Raw genomic sequence first — 20,815 nt, 5'->3', positions numbered from 1 at the left:
TCCCAGAAGTCACTTGATCGCCAGTGCGGACAGGTAGGCCCGCGCGTTGCGCGCGGTCTCCTCCGCGGAGTCGCCGCCGAACTTCTCCAGCGCCGCGTCGGCGAGGACGAGCGCCACCATCGCCTCGGCGACCACCCCGGCGGCGGGCACGGCGGTGACGTCGCTGCGCTGGTTGATGGCCTTGGCGGGCTCGCCGGTCTTCACATCGATGGTGTCCAGCCGGCGCGGGACCGTCGAGATCGGCTTCATCGCCGCCCGCACCCGCAGCGGCTCGCCGGTGGTCATGCCGCCCTCGACGCCCCCGGCGCGGTTCGTGCGGCGCCGGATGCCGTCGGAGGTGGCGTCGATCTCGTCGTGCGCCCGCGACCCGGGCCGCCGCGCGGTCGTGAACCCGTCGCCGACCTCCACGCCCTTGATGGCCTGGATGCCCATCAGGATTCCGGCGAGCCGCGAGTCGAGCCGCCGGTCCCAGTGGACGTGGCTGCCGAGGCCGGGCGGCAGCCCGTAGGCGAGCACCTCCACGACGCCGCCGAGCGTGTCGCCCGCCTTCTTCATCTCGTCGATGTGCTTGACCATCGCCTCGGACGCGGCGGGGTCGAAGCAGCGCACGGGGCTCTCGTCCACCCGCTGGAGATCGCCTGGGCCGGGCAGGACGCCCTCGGGCGCCTCGACCTCGCCCAGCGCGATCACGTGGCTCAGCACGTCGACGCCGAGCGTCTGCCGGAGGAACGCCCGGGCGACCGTCCCGAGCGCGACGCGCGCGGCGGTCTCGCGCGCGCTCGCCCGCTCCAGCACCGGGCGCGCGTCGTCGAACCCGTACTTCTGCATCCCGACGAGGTCGGCGTGGCCGGGCCTCGGCTGCGACAGCGGCGCGTTGCGCGCCTGCGCGGCGAGGACGTCGGCGTCCACCGGGTCGGCGGCCATCACCGTCTCCCACTTGGGCCACTCGGTGTTGCCGACCTCGATCGCGACCGGACCGCCCTGCGTCGTCCCGTGCCGGACGCCGCCGAGGATCCGCACCTGGTCCTGCTCGAACTTCATCCGGGCGCCCCGCCCGTGCCCGAGCCGCCGGCGGCGCAGATCCTCGGCGATGTCCGCCGAGGTCACGCGCACGCCGGCCGGGAGGCCCTCCACGATCGCGGTGAGGGCCGGGCCATGGGACTCCCCCGCGGTCAACCAGCGCAGCATGCGTCAGATCCTATTGACTCCCCGCCGCGCTCCGTGACCCCGTCCAGCATCTGAGAGGCCGCAGGCCGCGGAGGGTCACCAGGATTCGTAGCGGACGAGGTCGTCCAGGGGCCGGCGCATGGACCGCAGCCGCGCCGTGTCCGCCGGGCGGACGGCGTCCTCGGCCGGGTACCCGAGGGTGACGACGCCCACGACGGCGACGTCGTCCGGGATGCCGACCAGGGCCCGCAGCTCGTCCTTGCGCGGGACGGTCGCGAAGCCCGTGGCGAGCCCCGCGTCGATGGCGGCGAGCTGGACCAGCATGAGGAACGCCCCGGAATCGACCCACCAGTAAGGGGCGGGCCACTCCATCTCCCTGCCATCCTCAAGCTTGTCGGGCCGGGTGTAGCGGTCGTGGTAGTCGTCCTCGCGGACGCCGATCACCATGTGCACCGGCGCGGCCGAGATCCACGCCGTCTCGTAGCGGAACTCCTCGGCGCACTCCGCGATCCGCGCGCGGGCCGCCGGGCCGGTCACGACCAGGAGCCGGTGGCCCTGGCTGAACCCGGCGCTCGGCGCCCGGTGGACGACGCGGGCGATCCGCTCGACGACCTCCGGCGGGACGGGGTCGGCGCGGTAGCGGCGCACCATGCGCCGGGCGGCGAGCACCTCTCGAAACTCCATCGCCGTCACCCGTGGACCAGGACGGCGGTGAGCGTCCCCGCGAGCAGGAACGGACCGTAGGGGATCTGCGACTTGCGTCCGGCGCGGCGGGTGGCGAGCAGGGCGAGCGACACCGCCAGGGCGATCGCGAGCGTGGCGGTGACGCCGAGGATCCAGGCCCGCCAGCCGAGCCAGCCGAGGTGCATTCCGAGCAGCCCGGCGAGCGTGACGTCGCCGAAGCCGAGCGTCCCCTCGGGCAGCAGGAGCCACTGGACGCCGAAGAACGCGCCGAGCGCGGCCATGCCGAGGATCGCGCGGCCGAACCGTCCGCCGCCGTCGTCGGTGAAGGACGCGGCCGCGCCGAGCAGCGTGACGCCCGCCGCGTAGGACGGCAGCGTGAGCGGTTCGGGCAGCCGCCGCAGCGTGGCGTCGACGATGCCGAGGAGCGTTCCGGCGAGGCCGAGCCACAGGAACGCGGGCAGGTCGGGCCGCAGGCCGATCCGCCAGGTCAGCGCGGCGAGGACGGCGGCGGCCAGCAGCGCGATCGGGACGGGGCGGCGGCGCAGCGGCGCGGCCCACGCGGCGTGCAGCGACCACGCGTCCGCCGGGACCTCGCCGGGAACCCGCACCTCGGAGGGCTGGGTCGCGGCGGGCCGAGCCTCGGCGGGCAGGTCCGCGGGCGCGGCGGGTTCGAGGGCGGGGGTGTCGGGGCCGGTGGGGCCTGGGACGGGGGCGTCGGGAGCGTCCACGACACCGGACCCTACCGGCGGACGACGCTCAACTCGACGCCTCCGACGATCCTGCCGCGCAGCAGCGCGGCGAGCCGGTCGGAGACGCGCTGCACGGTGAGCCGCTCGTCGTGCCCGGGGACGACCGCGAACCGGACGGCGAGTTCGGCGCCGGAGCCCTCGGTGACGCGGACGCCGCTGACCGCCTGGTCGGAGCCGAACGCGGCCTCGACGGCGGCGAGGACGTCGGGGTCCTCGTGCGGCGGCGGGATCGGGCGGCCCTCGGCGAGCAGGTGCAGGCGCAGCCCGTCGACGGCGAACGGGACGGGGCCCGCGACGTCCACGACCAGCGCGTGGGCGCCCTCGTCGAGCGCGGCGCGGCACGCCTGCCGGGCGTGCACGGCGACCGGCCGGGCGTCGGGCCGCCACGCCAGCATGGTCTCGACGCAGGTGAACCCGAGGACGCCGCGCCGGCCGTCCTCGCCGACGAGGGTGGGCAGCGCCATGTCGCTCGACTTCTCGCGGCGCAGCTCGCCGGGGGCGGTCTGCTCCTCCTCGGTGAGGACGGCGACGACGGGGACGAGCAACCGCGCGCCCTGGAGGCGGCGCAGCACCGCGTGCTCGCCGACGCGGCCCGCGGCGTGGCCGGCGAGCGCCTCGCACAGCCGGGGGTCGGCGCCGCCGTCGTCCCCGGGGAACTGGGGTTCGGGAATGCTCAGTCCGGACACGGCAGGAAGGCTATATCCTCCGGCGACCGCCGTGGGCGACAACCCGGATACTCTCGGTCATCCGAGCCGTCCGGGGTCCCCGGGGTCCCCGAGGTCGGCGATGGCGGCGACGGTGCCGCCGCCCGAGGGCCCCTGGTGGACGGCGGCGACCGACACGAACACGGCGGGGTCGCCGGTGACCGACGCGACGACGCCGCCGACGCACGCCTTGATCTGCCGGTGCCAGTGCACGTCGGAGTCGTCGAGCATGATGTTGCGGCGGCCGCGGACCCGCCCGCCCGGGTCGGCCTCGCACTTGACGAACACGTTCACGAGCCGGTCGCCGAGGTCGGCGGCGCGGGGCCGGTCCGGCAACGGCAGGCCGGTGGAGCGGATCGCGTCCCACACGCCGTCGGCGTCGATCGCGTCCCGCATCACCCCGTGCCCGGCGCGGTACCGGCCGCCGATGCCGCGCACGTTGCCGACGACGACGATCTGGGCGCGGTCCAGCTCGACGCCCGACGAGCACGACGCGACCGACGAGTACAGCGACAGGTCGCGGTGGATCTGCTCGGCGGCCGGCGGCTCCACCTCGCCGAGCGCGACCGCGATGCCGAGCGCGGTCGTCGAGTTCGAGATGTCCATCGAGGCCAGCGTGTCCTCGGTGACGACGTCGCGGCCCCGCGCGCGGGCGTCGTTGATCGTGTCGAGGGTGAGCAGCGGCGTCTTGGTCTGGACGTAGTGGACGTCGGCGGGGTCGTCGATGCCCGCGGTCCGCATCGCCGCGCGCACCCCCGCCGCGACGGTCGCGACCATCGCGGGGCGGCCGATGTCCTCGGGCGCGATGACCTCGCTCATCGCGACGCCCACCGACAGGCGCGGCTCGTCCGAGGACGGGACGGACGCGGGGTCGGCGGTGGCGAACACGGTCGCGTGCGGGCTCAGCACCCCGTCGGTGCCGCCCGACCACACCAGCGGGACCCGCGCGACCTCCTCGGCCGTGCGCGTGCCCCGCGCGACCAGCACCTCGCGGAACGCCCGGTCGGCGAGCAGGCGGGTGTAGTCGTTGACGCCGCCGTTGCCCTCGGTCTTGCCGACGACGGCGAGCACGCGGTCGGCCTCCAGCACGCCGCCGTCGATCAGCCGGGCCAGCCCGGAGGCGTCGGTGACGCTCTCGATGGGGATCTTGCGGACCTCGATCGGGTCGGGCACGTCCTCACTCCTGTCCTCCCGGCGCCGGGCTCGCGGCGGCGGGCGGGGCGGCGGTCAGCCGAGGCGCGCCAGGCGCTCGACCGCCTCGTCGATGACCTCGTCCTTCTTGCAGAACGCGAAGCGGAGGAAGTGCGCCCCCGCCTCGGCGTGGTCGTAGAACACCTGCGTGGGGATCGCGACGACGCCCGCCTTCTCGGGCAGCGCGCGGGCCAGCTCCCGGCCGTCGGTGAAGCCGAGCGGCCGGATGTCGGCCTGCACGAAGTAGGTGCCCTGCGGGCGGTAGGGGGTGAACCCGGCGGCCGCGAGCCCGCTGACCAGCCGGTCGCGCTTGCTCTGGAGCGAGGCGCGCAGCTCCGCGACCCACGCCAGCTCGGAGGTCAGCGCGTAGGCGGCGGCCCGCTGCCACGGCGCGGCGGCGGCGTAGGTGAGGAACTGCTTCACGGTCTGGACGGCGCGGACGTACCGGGCGGGCGCGGTCACCCACCCGGTCTTCCAGCCGGTGACCGAGAACGTCTTGCCCGCCGAGGACACCGACACGGTCCGCTCGCGCATGCCGTCGAGGGTGGCGAGCGGGATGTGCTCGGTGTCGTCGAAGGTCAGGTACTCATACACCTCGTCGGTGACGGCGACGAGGTCGTGCTCGCGGACGACGTCCGCGATCGTCTCCAGCTCCTCGCGGGTGAACACGGTGCCGGCGGGGTTGTGCGGCGAGTTCAGCAGCAGCACGCGGGTGCGCGGCCCGACCGCCGCGCGCAGCTCGTCGGGGTCGAAGGTGAACCGGCCCCCGGACGGGCGCAGCAGCACCGGCCTGCGGGCGGCGCCGGACAGCGCGATCACCGCCGCGTAGGAGTCGTAGTAGGGCTCGAACACGACGACCTCGTCGCCCGGCCCGGCGAGCGCGAGCACCGCCGCCGCGATGCCCTCGGTGGCGCCGACCGTGACGAACACCTCCGTCGCCGGGTCGTAGCTCAGCCCGTACCGCTGGAGCCGCTGCGCGGCGACCGCCTCGCGCAGCTCGGGCACCCCGGGGCCGGGCGGGTACTGGACGTCGCCGCCGAGGACGGCCGCGGCCGCCGCCTCGAGCATGGCCGCGGGCCCCGGAGTGTCGGGGAACCCCTGGCCGAGGTTGATGGAGCCGGTCCGGACGGCGAGCGCGGACATCTCCGCGAAGATCGTCTCGCCGAATCCCTGCATGCGCGGTACCAGAGGGTTTCCCACGCGGACAGCCTAACCCGGCCGCCCCGCCCCGACCGGTTCCGCCTGATCAGATCCAGCCCATGTCGCGGGCGGCGCGGACGGCGGCGAGCCGGTTGGGAACGCCCAGCTTGGCCATGGCGGTGGACAGGTAGTTGCGGACGGTGCCCTCCGACAGGTGCAGCAGCGCGGCGATGCGGGCGGTCTCGGTCCCGGCGCCGGTGAGCCGGAGGATCTCGCGCTCGCGGCCCGTCAGCGGGTTGTCGCCGGCGGCCATGGCGCTCGCGGCCAGCTCGGCGTCGAGGTAGCGGCCGCCGCCGTGGACCTTGCGGATCGCGGCGGCCAGCTCCTCGGTGGGCGCGTCCTTGGCGACGAAGCCGCGCACGCCCGCCGCCATCGCGCGGCGCAGGTAGCCGGGCCGCCCGAAACTGGTCAGGATGCAGACCGAGCACCGCGCGCCCCGGTCGCGGAGGGTCTCGGCGACGGTGAGGCCGTTCGCGCCGGGCATGTCGATGTCGAGGACGGCGACGTCCGGGTCGTGCTCGGCGACCGCCGCCGCGACCTCGTCGCCGCGCCCGACCTCGGCGACGACCTCCAGGTCGGGCTCCAGCCCGAGCAGCGCGGCGACGGCGCCCCGGATGAGGTGCTCGTCGTCGGCGAGCAGCACGCGGATCACACCGCCCTCCCGGCGGGCAGCGCGTCCGGAGCGGGCCCCTCTGCGGCCGGGGCGTCCTCCTGGGGCATCGGCACCACGGCGCGCAGGAGGAATTCGGCGCGGCCGCGCGGGCCGGAGGTGATCTCGCCGCCGTGCACGGCCACGCGTTCGGCGAGACCGGCGAGGCCCGAGCCCGTCCGGGGGTCGGCGGCGGCGCGGACGCCGTCGTTGAGCATCTCCAGGACCACCGACCGGTCGTGGCGGACGACCGTGACGCCGCAGCGCCGCGCCTCGCTGTGCTTGATCACGTTGGTGGCGCCCTCGCGGATCACCCAGGCGAGGACGGAGCGGACCTCGGGCGCCAGCCCGTCCGGCAGGTCGCCGACCTCGCAGCGGACGCCCGCGGCCTCCAGCACGGCCCGCACCCCGGCCAGCTCGGCGTCCAGCTCGACGGCGCGGTACCCGTGGACGGCGGCGCGGACCTCGCGCAGCGCGTCCCGGGCGGCGCGCCGGACGTCGGCCATCTCGGCGCCCGCGCGGCCCGGGTCGGCCTCGGCGAGCCGCAGCGCCAGCTCGCTCTTCACCGCGATCAGCGAGAGGCTGTGGCCGAGCAGGTCGTGCAGGTCGCGGGAGAAGCGGAGCCGCTCCTCGGTGACCGCGAGCCGGGCGAGCGCGTCGCGTCCGGCGTAGGCCTGCTGGTGCAGGTCCCACGTGCCGCGCTGGTAGCGGTTGAGGAACGCGACCAGCGCGCAGGTCGCCGTGTAGACCGCGATCAGGATCGGCAGGACGCCGTACCAGGGCATGGCGTGGTGGGGGTAGAGGCGCTCGGCGCCGAGCGTGCCGTACACCCCGCAGGCCGTACCGGTGCCGCCGCACAGCACGGCGATCCGGGCGCGGCTCATCGGCGTCAGCGCCACGGCCGACACCCAGAACACCGGGACCACGCTGAACAGCGGGTTGGCGAGCAGCAGCGCGGACAGCGCCGCCGTCACCGCGCCGCTGACCACGACGGCGCGCCGGGGCGCCCCGCCGTCCAGGCCCGTCCGGACGAGCCAGGTGTAGCAGGCGAAGAGGACGCCGAGGCCCAGCAGCCCGGTCAGCGCGAGGGCCGGGGCGAGCTCGCCCTCCGCGTAGGCACCGGCGAGCGCGACCAGGCCCGGCCCGAGGAAGCCCAGCGAGGCGAGCATGAACGACCGGTAGGTGACCCGCCGGTAGCGCTCCAGCCGGCGGTGGTCCTGCTCGGCCAGCTCCGCCGTGGTGGCGACCGCCATGTCCTGTTTCCTCCCTCGTCCCGCAGGGTACCGACTCAGCCCCGGCGCGGTTCCCAGCGGAACCAGCGGCCCGCCATCGCGCGGCCGAGCCCCGCCCAGACCGCGAGGACGGCGAGCGAGCGCAGGCACGCCGCCCAGCCCTCCAGGTACCCGACGGACGGATGCCCGCCGCCGCCCGTGAAGTCCCGCCCGAAGTAGGCGGTCCTGGCGATCTCCACGACCGGGCTGAGCGGCAGCAGCCGGCACGCCTCCCGGAGCGCGGCGGGCAGGCCGTCCAGAGGGAACATCACCCCGGCGCCCGCCATGCACGCGAACATGATCGGCAGGGTGGTCAGCCCGGCCATCTCGGCGGTCGGGGTGATCGCCGCGACCGGGAAGGCGAGCAGCGCGAACACGGCCGCTCCCCCGGCGAGCCCCGCGAGCAGCAGCAGCGGGTCGGCGGGGAACCGGCCGCCCATCGCGGCCCCGAGCAGCACGAGCAGCGCCAGCGCCTGCGCGGCGTACAGCGCGGTCGCGGTGAGGACGCTGCCGCCGACGATGTCGGCGTCCGACAGGGCGCTGCCGCGCAGCCGCTTGAGCGTGCGGTCCTCGCGGCGCGCGGCGAACACGGTCACGAGGTTCATGAAGACGGCGAACACCAGGAAGAAGCCGAGGTGCCCGGTGCCTTGCAGCAGCGCGCCGTCCATGCCCTCGATCGGCTCGCCGCGCAGCGGGACGAGCAGGCCCGTGAACAGCAGCGGCAGGCCCATGACGGTGAACAGCGACGTGCGGTTGCGCCACAGCAGCGTCAGGTCGAGGCGGGCGACGCGGAGCATCGCGGACGGGCTCGCCCCGTAGGGCGCGGGGAGGTTCATCGGGCCGCTCCTTCGGCGGTGCGGAGGAAGACGTCCTCCAGGGAGGCGCTGCGGGCGTGCAGGCCGTCGAGCCGGACGCGGCGCTCGTCGGCCCAGCGCAGCAGCTCGTACAGGCCCGCCTGGAGCCCGGCGCCGGTCACGGTGTAGGAGACGGAGGTGCGGCCCCCCTCGACCGCGACGTCGGCGGCGGCGCCCCCGAGCGCGGGCAGGTCGGCGACCCGGAGCCGCTCGGGCATGTGGAAGCCGATGCGGTCGCCGTGGCCCGCGACGACCTCGCCGACGGTGCCGGACCGCTCGATCCGGCCCCGGTGCATGATCGCGAGGCGGTCGGCGAGGTGCTCGGCCTCCTCCAGGTAGTGGGTGGTGAGCAGCACGGTCGTGCCGTCCTCGACGAGGTCGCGGACGATCCGCCAGGTCGCGTGCCGGGCCTCGGGGTCCATGCCGGTGGTCGGCTCGTCCAGGAACAGGACGCGGGGGCGGCCGAGCAGCGCGAGCGCGAGGTCGAGGCGGCGCTTCTGGCCGCCCGAGAGCTGCCGGACCCGCACGTCCGCCTGCTCCTCCAGCGCGACGAGCGCGAGCACCTCGCCCAGGTCGCGCGGGCGGGGCGTGAACCCGCGCCAGTGCGCGACCGTCTCGGCGACGGTGAGGTCGCCGAAGAACCCGCCCTCCTGGAGCATGATCCCGATCTGCGGGCGCACCGCGCGGCGCTCCCCGTGCGGGTCGCGGCCGAGGACGCGGACCGTCCCCTCGTGGACGGGCCGGTGCCCCTCGAGCGTTTCGAGCGTGGTGGTCTTCCCGGCGCCGTTGGTGCCGAGCAGCGCGAACAGCTCCCCGGCCGCGACCTCGAAGGAGATCCCGGCGACGGCCTCGTGGTCGCCGTACCGCTGGCGCAGCCGCTCGACCCGGATGGCTGGGTTCGTCTCCATGCGTCCAGCGTGGCGGGGCCGGGAACCGCCGGGTAGAAGCCCGTGTCACCGGTTCGCGCGGCGGTTGTCAGCCGTTCCGCGTGACATCTGTCATCCGCGTTCGGCTACGGCTCGCGCAGGCGGGTCTTGACGACCTTGCCCATCGCGTTGCGCGGCAGCGACCCGACCAGGTGCACCACGCGCGGGCGCTTGTGCACCGACAGCCGCTCGGCGACGAAGTCGATGAGCTGCCGCTCCCCGACGCCGTCGGCGACGACGTAGGCGGTGACCTGCTCGCCGAGGTCGGCGTGCGGCGTGCCGACCACGGCGGCCTCCCGCACGTCCGGGTGCGCGAGCAGCGCGTTCTCGATCTCGCCCGCGCCGATCCGGTAGCCGCCGCTCTTGATGAGGTCGGTGGACGCGCGGCCGACGATGCGGTGCCAGCCGTCCGGGCCGATCGCGGCGATGTCGCCGGTGCGGAACCAGCCGTCGGCCGTGAACGACGCGGCGGTGGCCTCGGCGCGGTTGAGGTAGCCCTGGAACAGCAGCGGCCCCCGGACGTGCAGTTCCCCGGGCGCCTCCCCGTCGCGTGGGACCGGGGTGCCGTCCTCGGCGGCCAGCCGCGTCTCGACACCCGGCAGCGGCGTGCCGACGTGCCCGGGGCGCCGCTCGCCGTCGGCGCGGGCGCTGATCGTGATCAGGGTCTCGGTCATCCCGTACCGCTCGACCGGCTCGTGCCCGGTCAGCGCCGTAAGCCGCTCGAAGACCGGGACGGGCAGCGGCGCGCTCCCCGACACCAGCAGCCGCGCCCCGCGCAGCGCCTCGGCCGAGGACGGGTCGGCGGCCGTCCGCGACCAGACGGTCGGGACGCCGAAGAACAGGCTGCCGCCGTCCTCGCGCGCCGCCGCCGCGTACGCCTCCGGCCGGGGCCGCCCGGTGTGGACCAGCGGCGAGCCCACCCGCAGCGGCCCGAGGAGCCCGAGGACGAGGCCGTGCACGTGGAACAGCGGCAGGCCGTGCACGAGGACGTCGTCCGGCGTCCACGCCCACGCCTCGGCCAGCCCGTCCAGCCCTGCGGCGATTGCACTGCGCGCGACGAGGACGCCCTTGGGCGCGCCGGTCGTCCCGCTCGTGTAGAGGATCAGCGCGGTCGCGTCGGCTGGCGGCTCGGCGGCGGGCAGCGACCCGCCGCGCGGCAGGTCGTCGAGGGGCAGCAGCGGCAACCCGGAGGGCGGCGCGTCCTCGCGCGCGGCCAGCAGCAGGCTCGCGCCCGAGTCGCCGAGGATGTGGGCGCGCTCGTCGGGACCGGAGTCGGGCGGCAGCGGCACCACGGGCACGCCCGCGAGGAGGCCGCCGACGACCGCGACGGCCGTCTCCAGCGACGCGGTGGCGTGCACGGCGACGGCGGCCGCGCCCGCGATCTCCTTCGCCACGGCCGCCGCCCGCTCGAACAGCGCGTCGCGCTCCAGGTCGCGGCCGGCGATCCGCACCGGGCCGCCCGTCCCGCCGAGCAGGTCCATCGCGCCACCTCCGTCAGGGTCCGGCTCCGCCGCTCCCGCGCAGCCACCTGGAAGTATGCCGTCCGTGCCTAGAGCGACACCGCCCTACCCCACACCGCCCAACCCCTCGCACACCTACACCGGGCTCGCCGCGCGCCTGCTCGCGCTGTCGCCGTCGTGCGGCCCGGCGCGGCTGGTGGCGGTCGACGGGCCGAGCGGCGCGGGCAAGTCCACGTTCGCGGGGTTCCTGGCGGCGGTGCTGGTCGGCGCGCCGGTCGTCCGCTCGGACGACTTCCGCGTGCCCTGGGACGCCGACCCGCTCACCTGGTGGCGGCCCCTGGAGGACGCGGTGCTCGCTCCGCTGCGCGAGGGGCGGCCCGCCCGGCTGCGCCGCTACGACTGGCACCGCGACCGGTACGGGCCCGAGGAGGAGATCCCGCCCGCGCCCGTCCTGCTGGTGGAGGGCGTCGGTTCGGCGTGGGCGGGGTCGCCCGCCGCGTTCCGGGTCTGGATCGACGCCCCGCGCGAGCTGCGCCGCGCCCGCGCCGTGGCCCGCGACGGCCCCGAGTACGCGGGCGACTGGGACCTGTGGACGTCCCGCGAGACCGCGTTCTTCGCCGCCGACGGCACGCGGGCGCGCGCCGACCTCCTCGTGGACGGCGCCGCCTTCACCCCGCACCGCTTCCGCCTCTACTCCGGGGACCCATCGCCGTGCGGGCGGAAGTCGAGCGAATCGACCTCGGCGGACGATGCGCCCCCCGACAGCAGCGGGTAGCCGGGCCCCCGGTCGAAGAACGGCGCGGGCCCGCGCTCGGCCCGCAGCCGCTCCCGCAGGACGGCGGTCGCCTCCTCGTCGACCGCCGCGCCCCGCATGACGACGCCGTAGTCGTCGCGGGCGCCCCGCACGGACACCTTCCCGTCCCGGACATCGTCGGCCACCCGCGACGGCGCACGGTTCAGCGGGTCGCCCCAGCCGCCCCCGCCCGTCGTCCGGACGCGGACGACCTGCCCCGCGCGGACGGGATGGTCGTCGACGAGCCCCTCCAGCTCCGCGCCGTCGACGTCCACCCGGAACGGGCGCCCGGCCCGGCCGCCGTTCACGCCCCAGCACGACAGGATCGAGCGGTCGGCGATCGACATGAAGTGCGCGTCGCGGAGCATGCGGATGCGCTTGTCGTAGCCGAGCCCGCCCCGGTGCTCCCCCGGCCCGCCGGAGTCGACCGCGAGGCCGAGGCGCTCGACGAGCAGCGGCCACCGCGCCTCCGCGAACTCGACCGGGATGTTCCGGGAGTCGGGGACGATGTGGACGGTGTCCTCCCCGTCGGCGTAGTACCGCCCGCCCGAGCCGCCGCCGAGCACCTCCCGCATCAGGTAGGGGCCCCGGTCGTCCTCGCCGTGGACGCCGGTGTAGCGGATCGTCTCCTGGTCGGCGGGCATCCGCCCGCCGGTGGCCTTGGCGAGCGCGCCCGCGAGGACGCCGAGCAGCCGCAGGATCACGAACGTGCGGGCGTTGGTCGGCGCGGGGAACACGGGTGTGAGCAGCGTGCCCTTCTCCGGGAACCGCATCTCGATCAGCGGCACCACGCCCTCGTTGACCTCCAACTCGGCGGCCCGCTCGGGAGTGTCGGCGAGGTTGCGCAGGACGGGCGCCAGCCACTTCTTCAGGAACACGCCGTCGGCGTAGTCGCCCGCGTGGTTGATCGGGCCCTTGGCCTGCGGGGACGTCCCGGTGAAGTCGATGACGAGCGGGACGTCGGCCGCCTTGTCGACGGTCAGCGTGACCCGCTGGGCGTGCAGCCGGGGCGGGTCGACGCCGTCGTGCTCGGCGTAGTCCTCCCAGACGAACGTCCCGTCCGGGAGCTTGGCGAGGAGCTCGCGGCGGAACGCGCGGGTCGTCCGGTCGATGATGGCGTCGAAGCACTCCTCCACGTCGGCGCGGCCGTAACGGGCGAACAGCTCGCCGAGGCGGCGCGCGCCCATCAGGCACGCCGAGCACTCGGCGTCCAGGTCCCCGGCGAGCGACGCCGGAGTCCGCGAGTTGCGGGTCATGATGGCGAGCGCCGCCTCGTTGCGGACGCCCCGGTCCCACAGCTTGATCGGCGGCACCATCAGCCCCTCCTCGAAGGCGCTGCGGGCGTGGCTCGGCATCGACCCGGGCACGGCGCCGCCGATGTCGTCGTGGTGGCCGAACGCCTGCACGAACGCGACCACCTCGCCGCCGTGGAACACCGGGACCGTCACGCACAGGTCGGGCAGGTGCCCGATGCCGCCCTCCGAGAGGTACACGTCGTTGTGGAAGTACACGTCGCCCGGACGCATCGTCTCCAGCGGGAAGTCGCGCGCGACGGGCTGGACGAGCGCCGAGTAGGAGCGGCCCGTCAGCTTGCGGAGCCGCCGGTCGTGGACGCCCGCGCGGAAGTCGTGCGCGTCGCGGATCATCGGGGAGCGCGCCGTCCGCGCGATGGCGGTCTCCACCTCGCGCTCGACCGAGGCGAGCGTGCCTTCGACGATCTCCACCAGAATCGGGTTGTTCCGGGGGGTGTGGGGGGTCGTCCCCCCACCGGGGCTCGGGTCGGTCACCGGGTCACCACCAGCGCGCCGAGGCGGTCGAGCGTGGCGCGGAAACCGGGGTGCAGCGGGACGGTCGAGCCGAACTCCTCCACCACCGCCGGGCCGCGCACGACGTCGCCGGGGCAGAGCGCGTCACGCCTGTACACGAGGGTGTCCTCCCAGTCGTCGAAGTAGACCGGCCGGGTGCCGGTGAGCGCGCGGGACGCGTCGCCGTCGCCCGGCGGCCGCTCCCGCACGCGGGGGCGGGCGAGCGGCCCGATCCCCGAGACCCGCAGGTTGACCCACTCGACCGGATGCCGGGGGTCGTCGCGGTGGCAGTAGCCGTACAGGGCCTCGTGGGCGTCGTGGAAGCGCCGCACGGTCTCGGCGCGCGCCGCGTCGCCGGGCGGTCCGTCCGGCACGGCGACCCGCACCTCGAACGCCTGCCCGTGGTAGCGCAGGTCGGCGGAGCGCGCCAGGCGGAGGTCGGCGCCGAACCCCTCGCGGGCGAGCGCGGCGGCGGCCTCGCGCTCCAGGTCGGCGAGCACCTCCGCGAGCAGCGCCGGGGTCAGCTCGTCGTCGCGGACGACCCGGGTGCGGACGTGGTCGTTCCGCACGTCCACGGTCAGCAGCCCGAACGCCGACAGGTTGCCCGGGTTGTCGGGGATCACGGCGGACGGCAGGCCGAGCACGTCCAGCAGGCGGCACGCCAGCAGCGGGCCCGAGCCGCCGAACGCGACCAGCGGGTAGTCGCGGACGTCCAGCCCGCGCTCGACGGTGATCCGGCGGATCGCGTTGGCCTGGTTCCACGCCGAGATCTCCAGGATTCCGGCGGCCGCCCGCTCGGGGTCCAGCCCCAGCTCCTTCGCCAGGAGGGCGAGGCCCGCCCGCGCCGCGTCCACGTCCAGCGGGACGCGCCCGCCGAGCAGCCGGGGCGGGATGCGGCCGAGGACGGCGTGCGCGTCGGTCACCGTCACCTCGGCGCCGCCGCGCCCGTAGCAGAGCGGGCCCGGGTCGGCGCCCGCGCTGCGCGGCCCGACCCGCAGCGCGCCGTCGGGCGACCGCCACGCCACCGACCCGCCGCCCGCCCCGACGGTCACGATGTCGATCATCGGGACGCGGACCGGATGGCGGCCGACCGCGCCCTCGGTGGTGAGCGCGGGCTCGCCGTCCAGCACGACCGCGACGTCGGTGGACGTCCCGCCGCCGTCCAGCGTGACCACCGACCCGCCGACCGCGAACGCCGCGCCGAGCGCGCCCGCCGCCGGGCCCGACAGCACGGTCGTGACCGGCTGCCGCGCGACCTCCTCGGCCGACAGCACCCCGCCGTTGCTCTTCATCACCAGCGGGCGGGACGGCGCGCCCGCCGAGATCCGCGCGAGGTAGCCGCTCATCGCGGGCTTCACGGCGGCGTCCACGAGCGTCGTCACCGCCCGCTCGTACTCGCGGTACTCGCGCAGCACCTCGCACGACAGCGACACCGCCGCGTCCGGGTGCTCGCGCCGCAGCACCTCCCGCATCGCCAGCTCGTGCGACGGGTCGGCGTAGGAGTGCAGGAAGCACACCCCGACCGCCTCGACGCCCGCCGCGCGCAGGGACCGCGCCGCCGCCACCGCGGACGCCTCGTCGAACGGCGCCAGCTCGGCGCCGGTGTGGTCGAGCCGCCCGCCGACGCCCCGCACCAGGTGCGCCGGGACGATCCGCGGCGGCTTCACCCAGAAGTAGCTGTTCCCGTAGCCGTCCGGGACGCTCTGCCGCGCGATCTCCAGTAGCGACTCGAAGCCCTCCGTCGTGACGAACCCGAGGCCCTCGACGCGGTCCTCCAGCAGCCGGTTCGTCGCGACCGTCGTGCCGTGGACCAGCGCCGTCACCTCCGCCGGGGTCGCGTCCGCCAGCCGCAGCGCCTCGGCCGCCGCCGCGAACCCCTCCGCGGGGTCGGCGGGCGTCGAGGGCGTCTTGGTCGTGATGATCTCGCCGGTGTCCTCGTCGAGCGCGACGACGTCGGTGAACGTCCCGCCCGTGTCGATCCCGATCCGCAGCCGCCTCGTCATGACCACGGGTCTACCGAACCTCGCCCACCCGCGAAACCCCCACAACCTGCCAAGACGCCGCCCGCCCCCTCGTGACCCGGAACGCTGCCGCCCTTCAAATGTTAAAAGCGTCTGCTTTAGGACAACCCCAAAGGATTGCGATCAAAGACCCTCCGGGCCAATGCTTGTCCCACCCCGCGCCGACAAACCCCTCGATGGGAAAGCCAAACCGAGAAGGGCAGATTTCCAAATGGCGCACTTAGCCCTACGTAGAACCCTCGGCCCGATCGCCGCGCTGGCGGTCATCGCCGCCGCGATGAGCACCGGCACCGCCTACGCCCAAGACCCCGCCGGAACGTCCAAGCGGCCCGACGGGACGCGGGTCACCACCCCGGAACACGGACCGACGGGGCTGAACAGCGGAAACGAGAACGCCTCGGTCGACGGTGTCGGCCAGTGCGCGCTCGACCAGAAGAAGGACTGCTGGGACTGGATCGCCACCAATGGCACGCCGTGCCCGTCCAGCCATTTCTGCATCTACACCGTTACGCGCGCCGGCGAAGGGGGCAAGATCTTCGCGCTCTATCACTGCCGCGAATTCCACCTCAGAAGGTGGAACGGCGACGGCTACTACTCCAACGCCAACACCGGCGGCGCCCCCGGCTACCTCAAGGGCCAGAGCCACGAGGTCTTGAGAAAGGTCAACCCCGGCGAGGCGAGCCAGTATCCCTTCGCTCCGGTCTACTACGTCCAGGCGTGCTGATCCGCTGCCGCTGATCCGGGGACGTGAGTCGGAGGGCGGGCGGCTAGGCTGGGCGGTTTCCGAACCGACGAGACGCTGGAGCCCGTTCATGGCGCTTGAACGCCCCGAGATCGACTTCCCCGAGGGCCGGCCGCCCGAGCACCTCGACATCACCGACATCACCACGGGCGACGGCGACGAGGCCGTCAAGGGCGCGACCGTGTCGATGCACTACGTCGGCGTCTCCTGGTCCACGGGCGAGGAGTTCGACGCGTCCTGGAACCGCGGCGGCACCTTCGACTTCCAGCTCGGCGCCGGGCGCGTCATCAAGGGCTGGGACATGGGGATCGCCGGGATGAAGGTGGGCGGGCGCCGCAAGCTCGTCATCCCGCCGCACCTCGCCTACGGGGACCGCAGCCCGAGCCCGGCGATCAAGCCGGGCGAGACGCTCATCTTCGTGGTGGACCTGCTGGAAGTGAAGTAACCGGCAGCGAGTCGACCAGCACGGACGGGCCCGGCGGCGGGCACGTCCAACGGCGGGCAATCCGGGGGTGAAATCCGTCCCCGGGTGCCCGCCGTGCCGTTTCCGCGTCCGGGCCGTCCGGTATCAGGGACGCATGATCAAGGCGCGGGGGCTGACGAAGAGGTTCGGCGAGAAGACCGCCGTCGACCAGGCCGGGTTCACCGTCCTGCCGGGACGGGTGACCGGGTTCCTCGGCCCGAACGGCGCCGGGAAATCAACGACGATGCGGATGATCCTCGGGCTGGACCGGCCGACCTCCGGGGACGTCACCGTCAACGGTCGCCGGTACCGCTCGCTCGGCGCGCCGCTGCGCGAGGTCGGCGCGCTGCTGGACGCGAAGGCCGTGCACGGCGGCCGCAGCGCCTACCACCACCTGCTGTGCCTCGCGCAGAGCAACGCGATCCCGCGCGGCCGCGTGGACGAGGTGCTCGGCCTCGTCGGGTTGCAGAGCGTCGCACGCAAGCCGACCAGGGGCTTCTCGCTCGGCATGGGGCAGCGGCTCGGCATCGCCGGCGCGCTGCTCGGGGACCCGGGCGTGCTGATGTTCGACGAGCCGGTCAACGGCCTCGACCCCGAGGGCATCCTCTGGATCCGGACGCTCATGCGGCGGCTCGCGCGGGAGGGCCGCACCGTGTTCGTGTCGAGCCATCTGATGTCGGAGATGGCGCTGACCGCCGACCACCTGGTCGTCATCGGGCGCGGCCGCGTCCTCGCCGACACCGGGGTCCGCGAGTTCATCGACGCCAACGCCTCCAGCCACGTCCTCGTCCGGTCGCCGCAGGCCGCCGAGCTGGCGGGACTGCTCGCCGCGCGCGGCCACCGCGCCGAGCCGGGCCCGGACGGGTCGCTGCGGGTATTCGGCGCGCCCGCCGCGCTGATCGGCGACCTGGCCGCCGACCACGCGCTGCGGCTGCACGAGCTGGCGACCGTCCAGCCGTCGCTGGAGGAGGCGTTCATGCGGCTGACCGGCGAGTCCGTCGAGTACCACGCGGGCGTCCCCGGCGGCGCGCCGCCGCCACCGGGCCCCGCCGCGCCCGCACCGGAAGGCGGGCGCTGATGGCGGCCCTCGCGGAACCCGCGCAGCCCGCGCCGACCGGAGGCGCGCGGGGCGACCGGCGGGTGCGGTTCGGGCACGTCCTGGCCGCCGAGTGGACGAAGATCCGCACCGTGAAGTCCACGTTCTGGACGCTGCTCGCCGGGGCGGTCGTCCTCATCGGCTTCTCCGCGCTGTGGGCGCTCGCGTTCGGCGCGTCCTTCGACGACATGAGCGAGCACGACCGCGCGACGTTCACGCCGATGCTGCCCACGCAGGTCGCGTTCTACTTCGGCATGGTGATCTTCGGGGCGCTGGGCGTGCTGGTCATCACCTCCGAGCACGCGACCGGGATGATCCGGACGGCGCTGACCGCCGTGCCGCGCCGCGCCCACTACCTGGCGGCCAAGACCGCCGTGCTCGGCGCCGTCGTGCTGCTCGTCGGGCTCGCGGTGTCGTTCGCGTGCTTCTTCGTGAGCCAGGCCGTCCTCGCCGCCAACGACCTCGACGGCTCGCTCGGCGACCCCGGCATGCTGCGCTCGGTCGCGGGCGGCGGCCTGTACCTCGCGCTGATCGCGGTGCTGGCGCTCGGCGTCGGGACGCTGCTGCGGCACACCGCCGGGTCGATCGTCGCGATGTTCGTGCTGCTGTTCGTCCTCGGGATCGTCGGCGGGTTCCTGCCCGGCGCCTGGGGCGAGCAGGTCAACAAGGTGCTGCCGTCCAACGCCGGGAACGCGATCCTGTCGCCCGTCCGGCAGTCGGACCAGCTCGCACCCTGGACGGGCCTCGGCCTGTTCGCGCTCTACACGCTCGTCACGCTGGCCGCCGCGCTGGCGCTGTTCGAGCGGCGGGACGCGTGAGCCTCGCCTCCACCGCGTCGACGCGCGGCACGGTCGCGCACGGCACGGTCGCCGCCTGGCGCGGCGGGCTCGCCGCGCTCGCGCTCGCGAGCCTCGCGGCGGCGTTCGCGGCCCGCCGCCCGGCGCTCGGCGCCGTCGGCTTCCTCGGCTACTTCACCCATCTCAGCGCGCTCATCGGCGCCGCCGCGCTGCTGGCGGGCGCCGCCCCGCCGCTGCGCGGCCGCGTCCGGGTCGACTGGCTGCGCGGCGCCGTCGCCCTGTACCTGGCGATCACCGGCGCCGTCTACGCGCTGCTGCTCGGCAACGACGCCCCGACCTGGACGTCGGTCGCGCAGCACCGCGTGCTGCCCGTCGCCGTGCCGCTGGACTGGCTGGTGTTCGCCACCGCGCACCGCCTCCCCGCGCGCCGCACGGCGCTGCTGCTCGGGTGGGCCGGGGTGCACCGCCGCTCAGCGGGAACGGCGGCCGAGAAGGTGGCCGAGCGCGACGCCCGCGAGCGCGACGAGGCCGCCGGTCGCGAACGCGGCGACCATGGGCCAGACCGGGAGCCGTCCGGACGCCGGGGACGCGGCGGCCCGGCCCGCGTGGACCCGGCCGGGGTGGACCCGGCCTGACGTCCCGGCGAGTTCGGGTTCGGGTTCGGCAGCGGCTGCGGGCTCGGTGAGGGCACGTTCCACGGCGGCGAAGAACTCGCCGGCCGTCCGCTTGGCGACGCCGCCGAGCATCCGCTGGCCGACCCCGCCGATCATTCCGCCGACGACCGCGTCCGCGTCGTAGTCGACGCGGGTCGAGCCGCCGCCGTCACCGTTCCCGTCCCCGTCGCGGGACAGCCGGACGCGCACCGTGGCGTCCACCGTTCCGGGCGCGCCCTGCCCCCGCGCGCGGAGCGTGAACGCGCTGGGCGGGTCGGGGTCGGTGAGCTCGACGCGTCCCACATACGTGCCCCGCACGGACGCGACGCCCGCCGAGATCGTCATGCGGTAGCTGCCCGGGGCCGTCTCCTCCAGCGAGTGGCAGCCGGGGATCGTGCGGGCCAGGACCGCCGGGTCCTGGAGCGCGTCCCAGACGCGGGCGGGCGGCGCGGCGACGGTGGCACTGCCTGTGACCTGCATGACCCGACTCTAGGGAATGCCGTCGCCGCGCCGAACGGCAACAGTTGCCGAGCGCGCGCCGGACAGTCGCCGAACACACACCGAATATGCGCCGACCACTAGCCGAGTACACGCCGAGCATCGGCCGGTTCCGAGCGTCCGGCCCCGGGAATGGCCAGAATGTCCGCTAACTCCGCGTCCCGCGCGAACCCCCGGCCCTCCGGCCGCGTCAACCGTTGCGGGACGACGCAGTCCCCCCAACTGAACGGAGAACGCGGCTGATGCGAGGGAAGACGCCCGTCATCGCCATCGCGGTCGCCGCCACGCTCGGCGTGGCGGCCGGCGGATGGCCGGTCCTGCGGGCGCAGGCGGGGCATTCCGGCCCGTCCACGCGGACGGAGTTGAGCGCGGCGCTCGCCGACCAGAAGTGGGAGGCGCCGAAGCCCGGCTCCTGGACGATGCCCAAACCCTCGGCCGACGGGCTGCCACCGGTCATCAGCCACATCGAGACGCAGGACCGCGTCGTCTTCCTCACGATCGACGACGGCTACACCTACGACGCCGAGTTCGTGAACCTCGTCCGCAAGGAGAAGGTTCCGATCATGACGTTCCTGACCTCGACCTACATCAAGGGCGAGGGGCAGTACTTCTGGGCCATGCGCAACGCGGGCTCGCCGATGGAGAACCACACCGTCACCCACCCGAACATGGTGACGCTCTCCCCCGAGGGGCAGAAGAAGCAGATCTGCGACTCCTCGACGGCGATCGCCCAGCAGTACGGCCGGACGCCGCAGATCTTCCGGCCGCCGTTCGGGAGCTTCAACGCGACGACCCGCAAGGTCGCCAAGGAGTGCGGGATCAAGTCGATCCTGCTGTGGTCGGCCGAGTTCTACAACGGCACGACCGGCCCCGGCGTCGGCTTCAACGGCTTCGCGCGCGGCGACGGCGCCGGCAAGGGGTTCAAGCCCGGCGACATCGTCCTCATGCACTACCGCAAGGGGCTCGCGCAGCAGTTCCAGATGATCCTCGGCTGGATCAGGCAGCAGGGGTTCCGGCCCGGCGCCGTCCAGAACTACCTCCCGGCCTCGCTCGGCGGCACCGCGCCCGACACGCCCGCCGGTGGTTGAAACC

Annotated in this window: 20 protein-coding genes and 1 pseudogene; 7 read left to right on the top strand and 14 right to left on the bottom strand. The window is 74.9% G+C overall.

Annotated elements, in window-relative coordinates; genetic code table 11:
• Positions 1-9 precede the first annotated feature (9 nt).
• From aroC to K2F47_RS07410, 11 genes are all read right to left on the bottom strand, one after another.
• A complete protein-coding gene (gene aroC, locus K2F47_RS07460; RefSeq protein ID WP_242902015.1) occupies positions 10-1,188 on the bottom strand; it encodes a chorismate synthase in 1,179 nt (392 codons plus the stop codon).
• A 75-nt stretch (positions 1,189-1,263) separates the two neighbouring features.
• Positions 1,264-1,851: a nitroreductase family protein gene (locus K2F47_RS07455; protein ID WP_242902014.1), complete on the bottom strand. Its 588-nt coding sequence runs from the start codon at positions 1,849-1,851 to the stop codon at positions 1,264-1,266.
• Between the two features lie 5 nt (positions 1,852-1,856).
• A complete protein-coding gene (locus tag K2F47_RS07450) occupies positions 1,857-2,579 on the bottom strand; it encodes an A24 family peptidase (RefSeq protein ID WP_242902013.1) in 723 nt (240 codons plus the stop codon).
• Positions 2,580-2,590: 11 nt separating this feature from the next.
• Positions 2,591-3,286 carry an SseB family protein gene (locus K2F47_RS07445; RefSeq protein WP_242902012.1) on the bottom strand — a complete coding sequence of 232 codons (696 nt, stop codon included), beginning with the start codon at positions 3,284-3,286 and terminating at the stop codon, positions 2,591-2,593.
• A gap of 57 nt (positions 3,287-3,343) precedes the next feature.
• The gene (gene bar / locus K2F47_RS07440) at positions 3,344-4,477 is read right to left on the bottom strand and encodes a barbiturase (RefSeq protein WP_242902011.1); all 1,134 of its coding nucleotides are present in this window, start codon (positions 4,475-4,477) and stop codon (positions 3,344-3,346) included.
• Between the two features lie 54 nt (positions 4,478-4,531).
• Positions 4,532-5,695, bottom strand: coding sequence for a pyridoxal phosphate-dependent aminotransferase (locus K2F47_RS07435; RefSeq protein WP_242902010.1), 1,164 nt, complete (start codon positions 5,693-5,695; stop codon positions 4,532-4,534).
• A gap of 46 nt (positions 5,696-5,741) precedes the next feature.
• Positions 5,742-6,347, bottom strand: a complete 606-nt coding sequence (locus K2F47_RS07430) for a response regulator transcription factor (protein WP_242902009.1) — start codon at positions 6,345-6,347, stop codon at positions 5,742-5,744.
• Positions 6,344-7,597, bottom strand: coding sequence for a sensor histidine kinase (locus tag K2F47_RS07425; RefSeq protein ID WP_242902008.1), 1,254 nt, complete (start codon positions 7,595-7,597; stop codon positions 6,344-6,346). The genes K2F47_RS07430 and K2F47_RS07425 overlap by 4 nt, the downstream gene beginning before the upstream one ends.
• Before the next feature lie 35 nt (positions 7,598-7,632).
• Positions 7,633-8,451 (bottom strand): ABC transporter permease, encoded by an 819-nt coding sequence (locus K2F47_RS07420; RefSeq protein ID WP_242902007.1) that lies wholly within the window; start codon positions 8,449-8,451, stop codon positions 7,633-7,635.
• Positions 8,448-9,377, bottom strand: a complete 930-nt coding sequence (locus K2F47_RS07415) for an ABC transporter ATP-binding protein (RefSeq protein WP_242902006.1) — start codon at positions 9,375-9,377, stop codon at positions 8,448-8,450. The genes K2F47_RS07420 and K2F47_RS07415 overlap by 4 nt, the downstream gene beginning before the upstream one ends.
• Positions 9,378-9,481: 104 nt before the next feature.
• The gene (locus K2F47_RS07410; RefSeq protein WP_242902005.1) at positions 9,482-10,876 is read right to left on the bottom strand and encodes an acyl-CoA synthetase; all 1,395 of its coding nucleotides are present in this window, start codon (positions 10,874-10,876) and stop codon (positions 9,482-9,484) included.
• A 55-nt stretch (positions 10,877-10,931) separates the two neighbouring features.
• Between K2F47_RS07410 and K2F47_RS07405 the strand changes: the two genes are divergently transcribed.
• On the top strand, positions 10,932-11,630 hold the full coding sequence (locus tag K2F47_RS07405; RefSeq protein ID WP_242902004.1) for a uridine kinase family protein: 699 nt from the start codon (positions 10,932-10,934) through the stop codon (positions 11,628-11,630).
• Here K2F47_RS07405 and K2F47_RS07400 read toward each other — a convergent pair.
• A complete protein-coding gene (locus K2F47_RS07400) occupies positions 11,546-13,435 on the bottom strand; it encodes a hydantoinase B/oxoprolinase family protein (RefSeq protein WP_242902003.1) in 1,890 nt (629 codons plus the stop codon). The two genes, K2F47_RS07405 and K2F47_RS07400, sit on opposite strands and share 85 nt — an antisense overlap.
• Entirely contained in the window at positions 13,432-15,456 is a 2,025-nt protein-coding gene (locus tag K2F47_RS07395; RefSeq protein WP_242902002.1) for a hydantoinase/oxoprolinase family protein, read from the bottom strand. Before K2F47_RS07395 ends, K2F47_RS07400 begins: the two co-directional genes overlap by 4 nt.
• 229 nt (positions 15,457-15,685) lie before the next feature.
• On the opposite strand from K2F47_RS07395, the gene K2F47_RS07390 reads away from it, so the two are divergent.
• From K2F47_RS07390 to K2F47_RS07370, 5 genes and pseudogenes are all read left to right on the top strand, one after another.
• Positions 15,686-16,198, top strand: coding sequence for a hypothetical protein (locus tag K2F47_RS07390; protein WP_242902001.1), 513 nt, complete (start codon positions 15,686-15,688; stop codon positions 16,196-16,198).
• 88 nt (positions 16,199-16,286) lie between these two features.
• A complete protein-coding gene (locus K2F47_RS07385) occupies positions 16,287-16,661 on the top strand; it encodes an FKBP-type peptidyl-prolyl cis-trans isomerase (RefSeq protein WP_242902000.1) in 375 nt (124 codons plus the stop codon).
• Positions 16,662-16,794: 133 nt separating this feature from the next.
• On the top strand, positions 16,795-17,757 hold the full coding sequence (locus K2F47_RS07380; RefSeq protein ID WP_242901999.1) for an ATP-binding cassette domain-containing protein: 963 nt from the start codon (positions 16,795-16,797) through the stop codon (positions 17,755-17,757).
• Entirely contained in the window at positions 17,757-18,593 is an 837-nt protein-coding gene (locus K2F47_RS07375) for an ABC transporter permease (protein ID WP_242901998.1), read from the top strand. The genes K2F47_RS07380 and K2F47_RS07375 overlap by 1 nt, the downstream gene beginning before the upstream one ends.
• Positions 18,590-19,006 (top strand): annotated as a pseudogene (locus K2F47_RS07370) (Pr6Pr family membrane protein); the annotation flags it as partial. The gene K2F47_RS07375 and the pseudogene K2F47_RS07370, both read left to right, overlap by 4 nt.
• A 36-nt stretch (positions 19,007-19,042) precedes the next feature.
• Here K2F47_RS07370 and K2F47_RS07365 read toward each other — a convergent pair.
• Complete coding sequence (locus K2F47_RS07365) at positions 19,043-19,705, bottom strand: SRPBCC family protein (protein ID WP_242901997.1); 663 nt, start codon at positions 19,703-19,705, stop codon at positions 19,043-19,045.
• A gap of 260 nt (positions 19,706-19,965) precedes the next feature.
• Between K2F47_RS07365 and K2F47_RS07360 the strand changes: the two genes are divergently transcribed.
• On the top strand, positions 19,966-20,811 hold the full coding sequence (locus K2F47_RS07360) for a polysaccharide deacetylase family protein (RefSeq protein ID WP_242901996.1): 846 nt from the start codon (positions 19,966-19,968) through the stop codon (positions 20,809-20,811).
• The last annotated feature ends 4 nt before the right edge of the window (positions 20,812-20,815 follow it).

The sequence above is a fragment of the Actinomadura terrae genome (assembly GCF_022751215.1).
GTDB classification, from domain to species: Bacteria; Actinomycetota; Actinomycetes; order Streptosporangiales; family Streptosporangiaceae; genus Spirillospora; species Spirillospora terrae.
The sequence above is the reverse complement of the archived record's forward strand: the minus strand, read 5'-3'. Positions and strand labels throughout refer to the sequence as shown.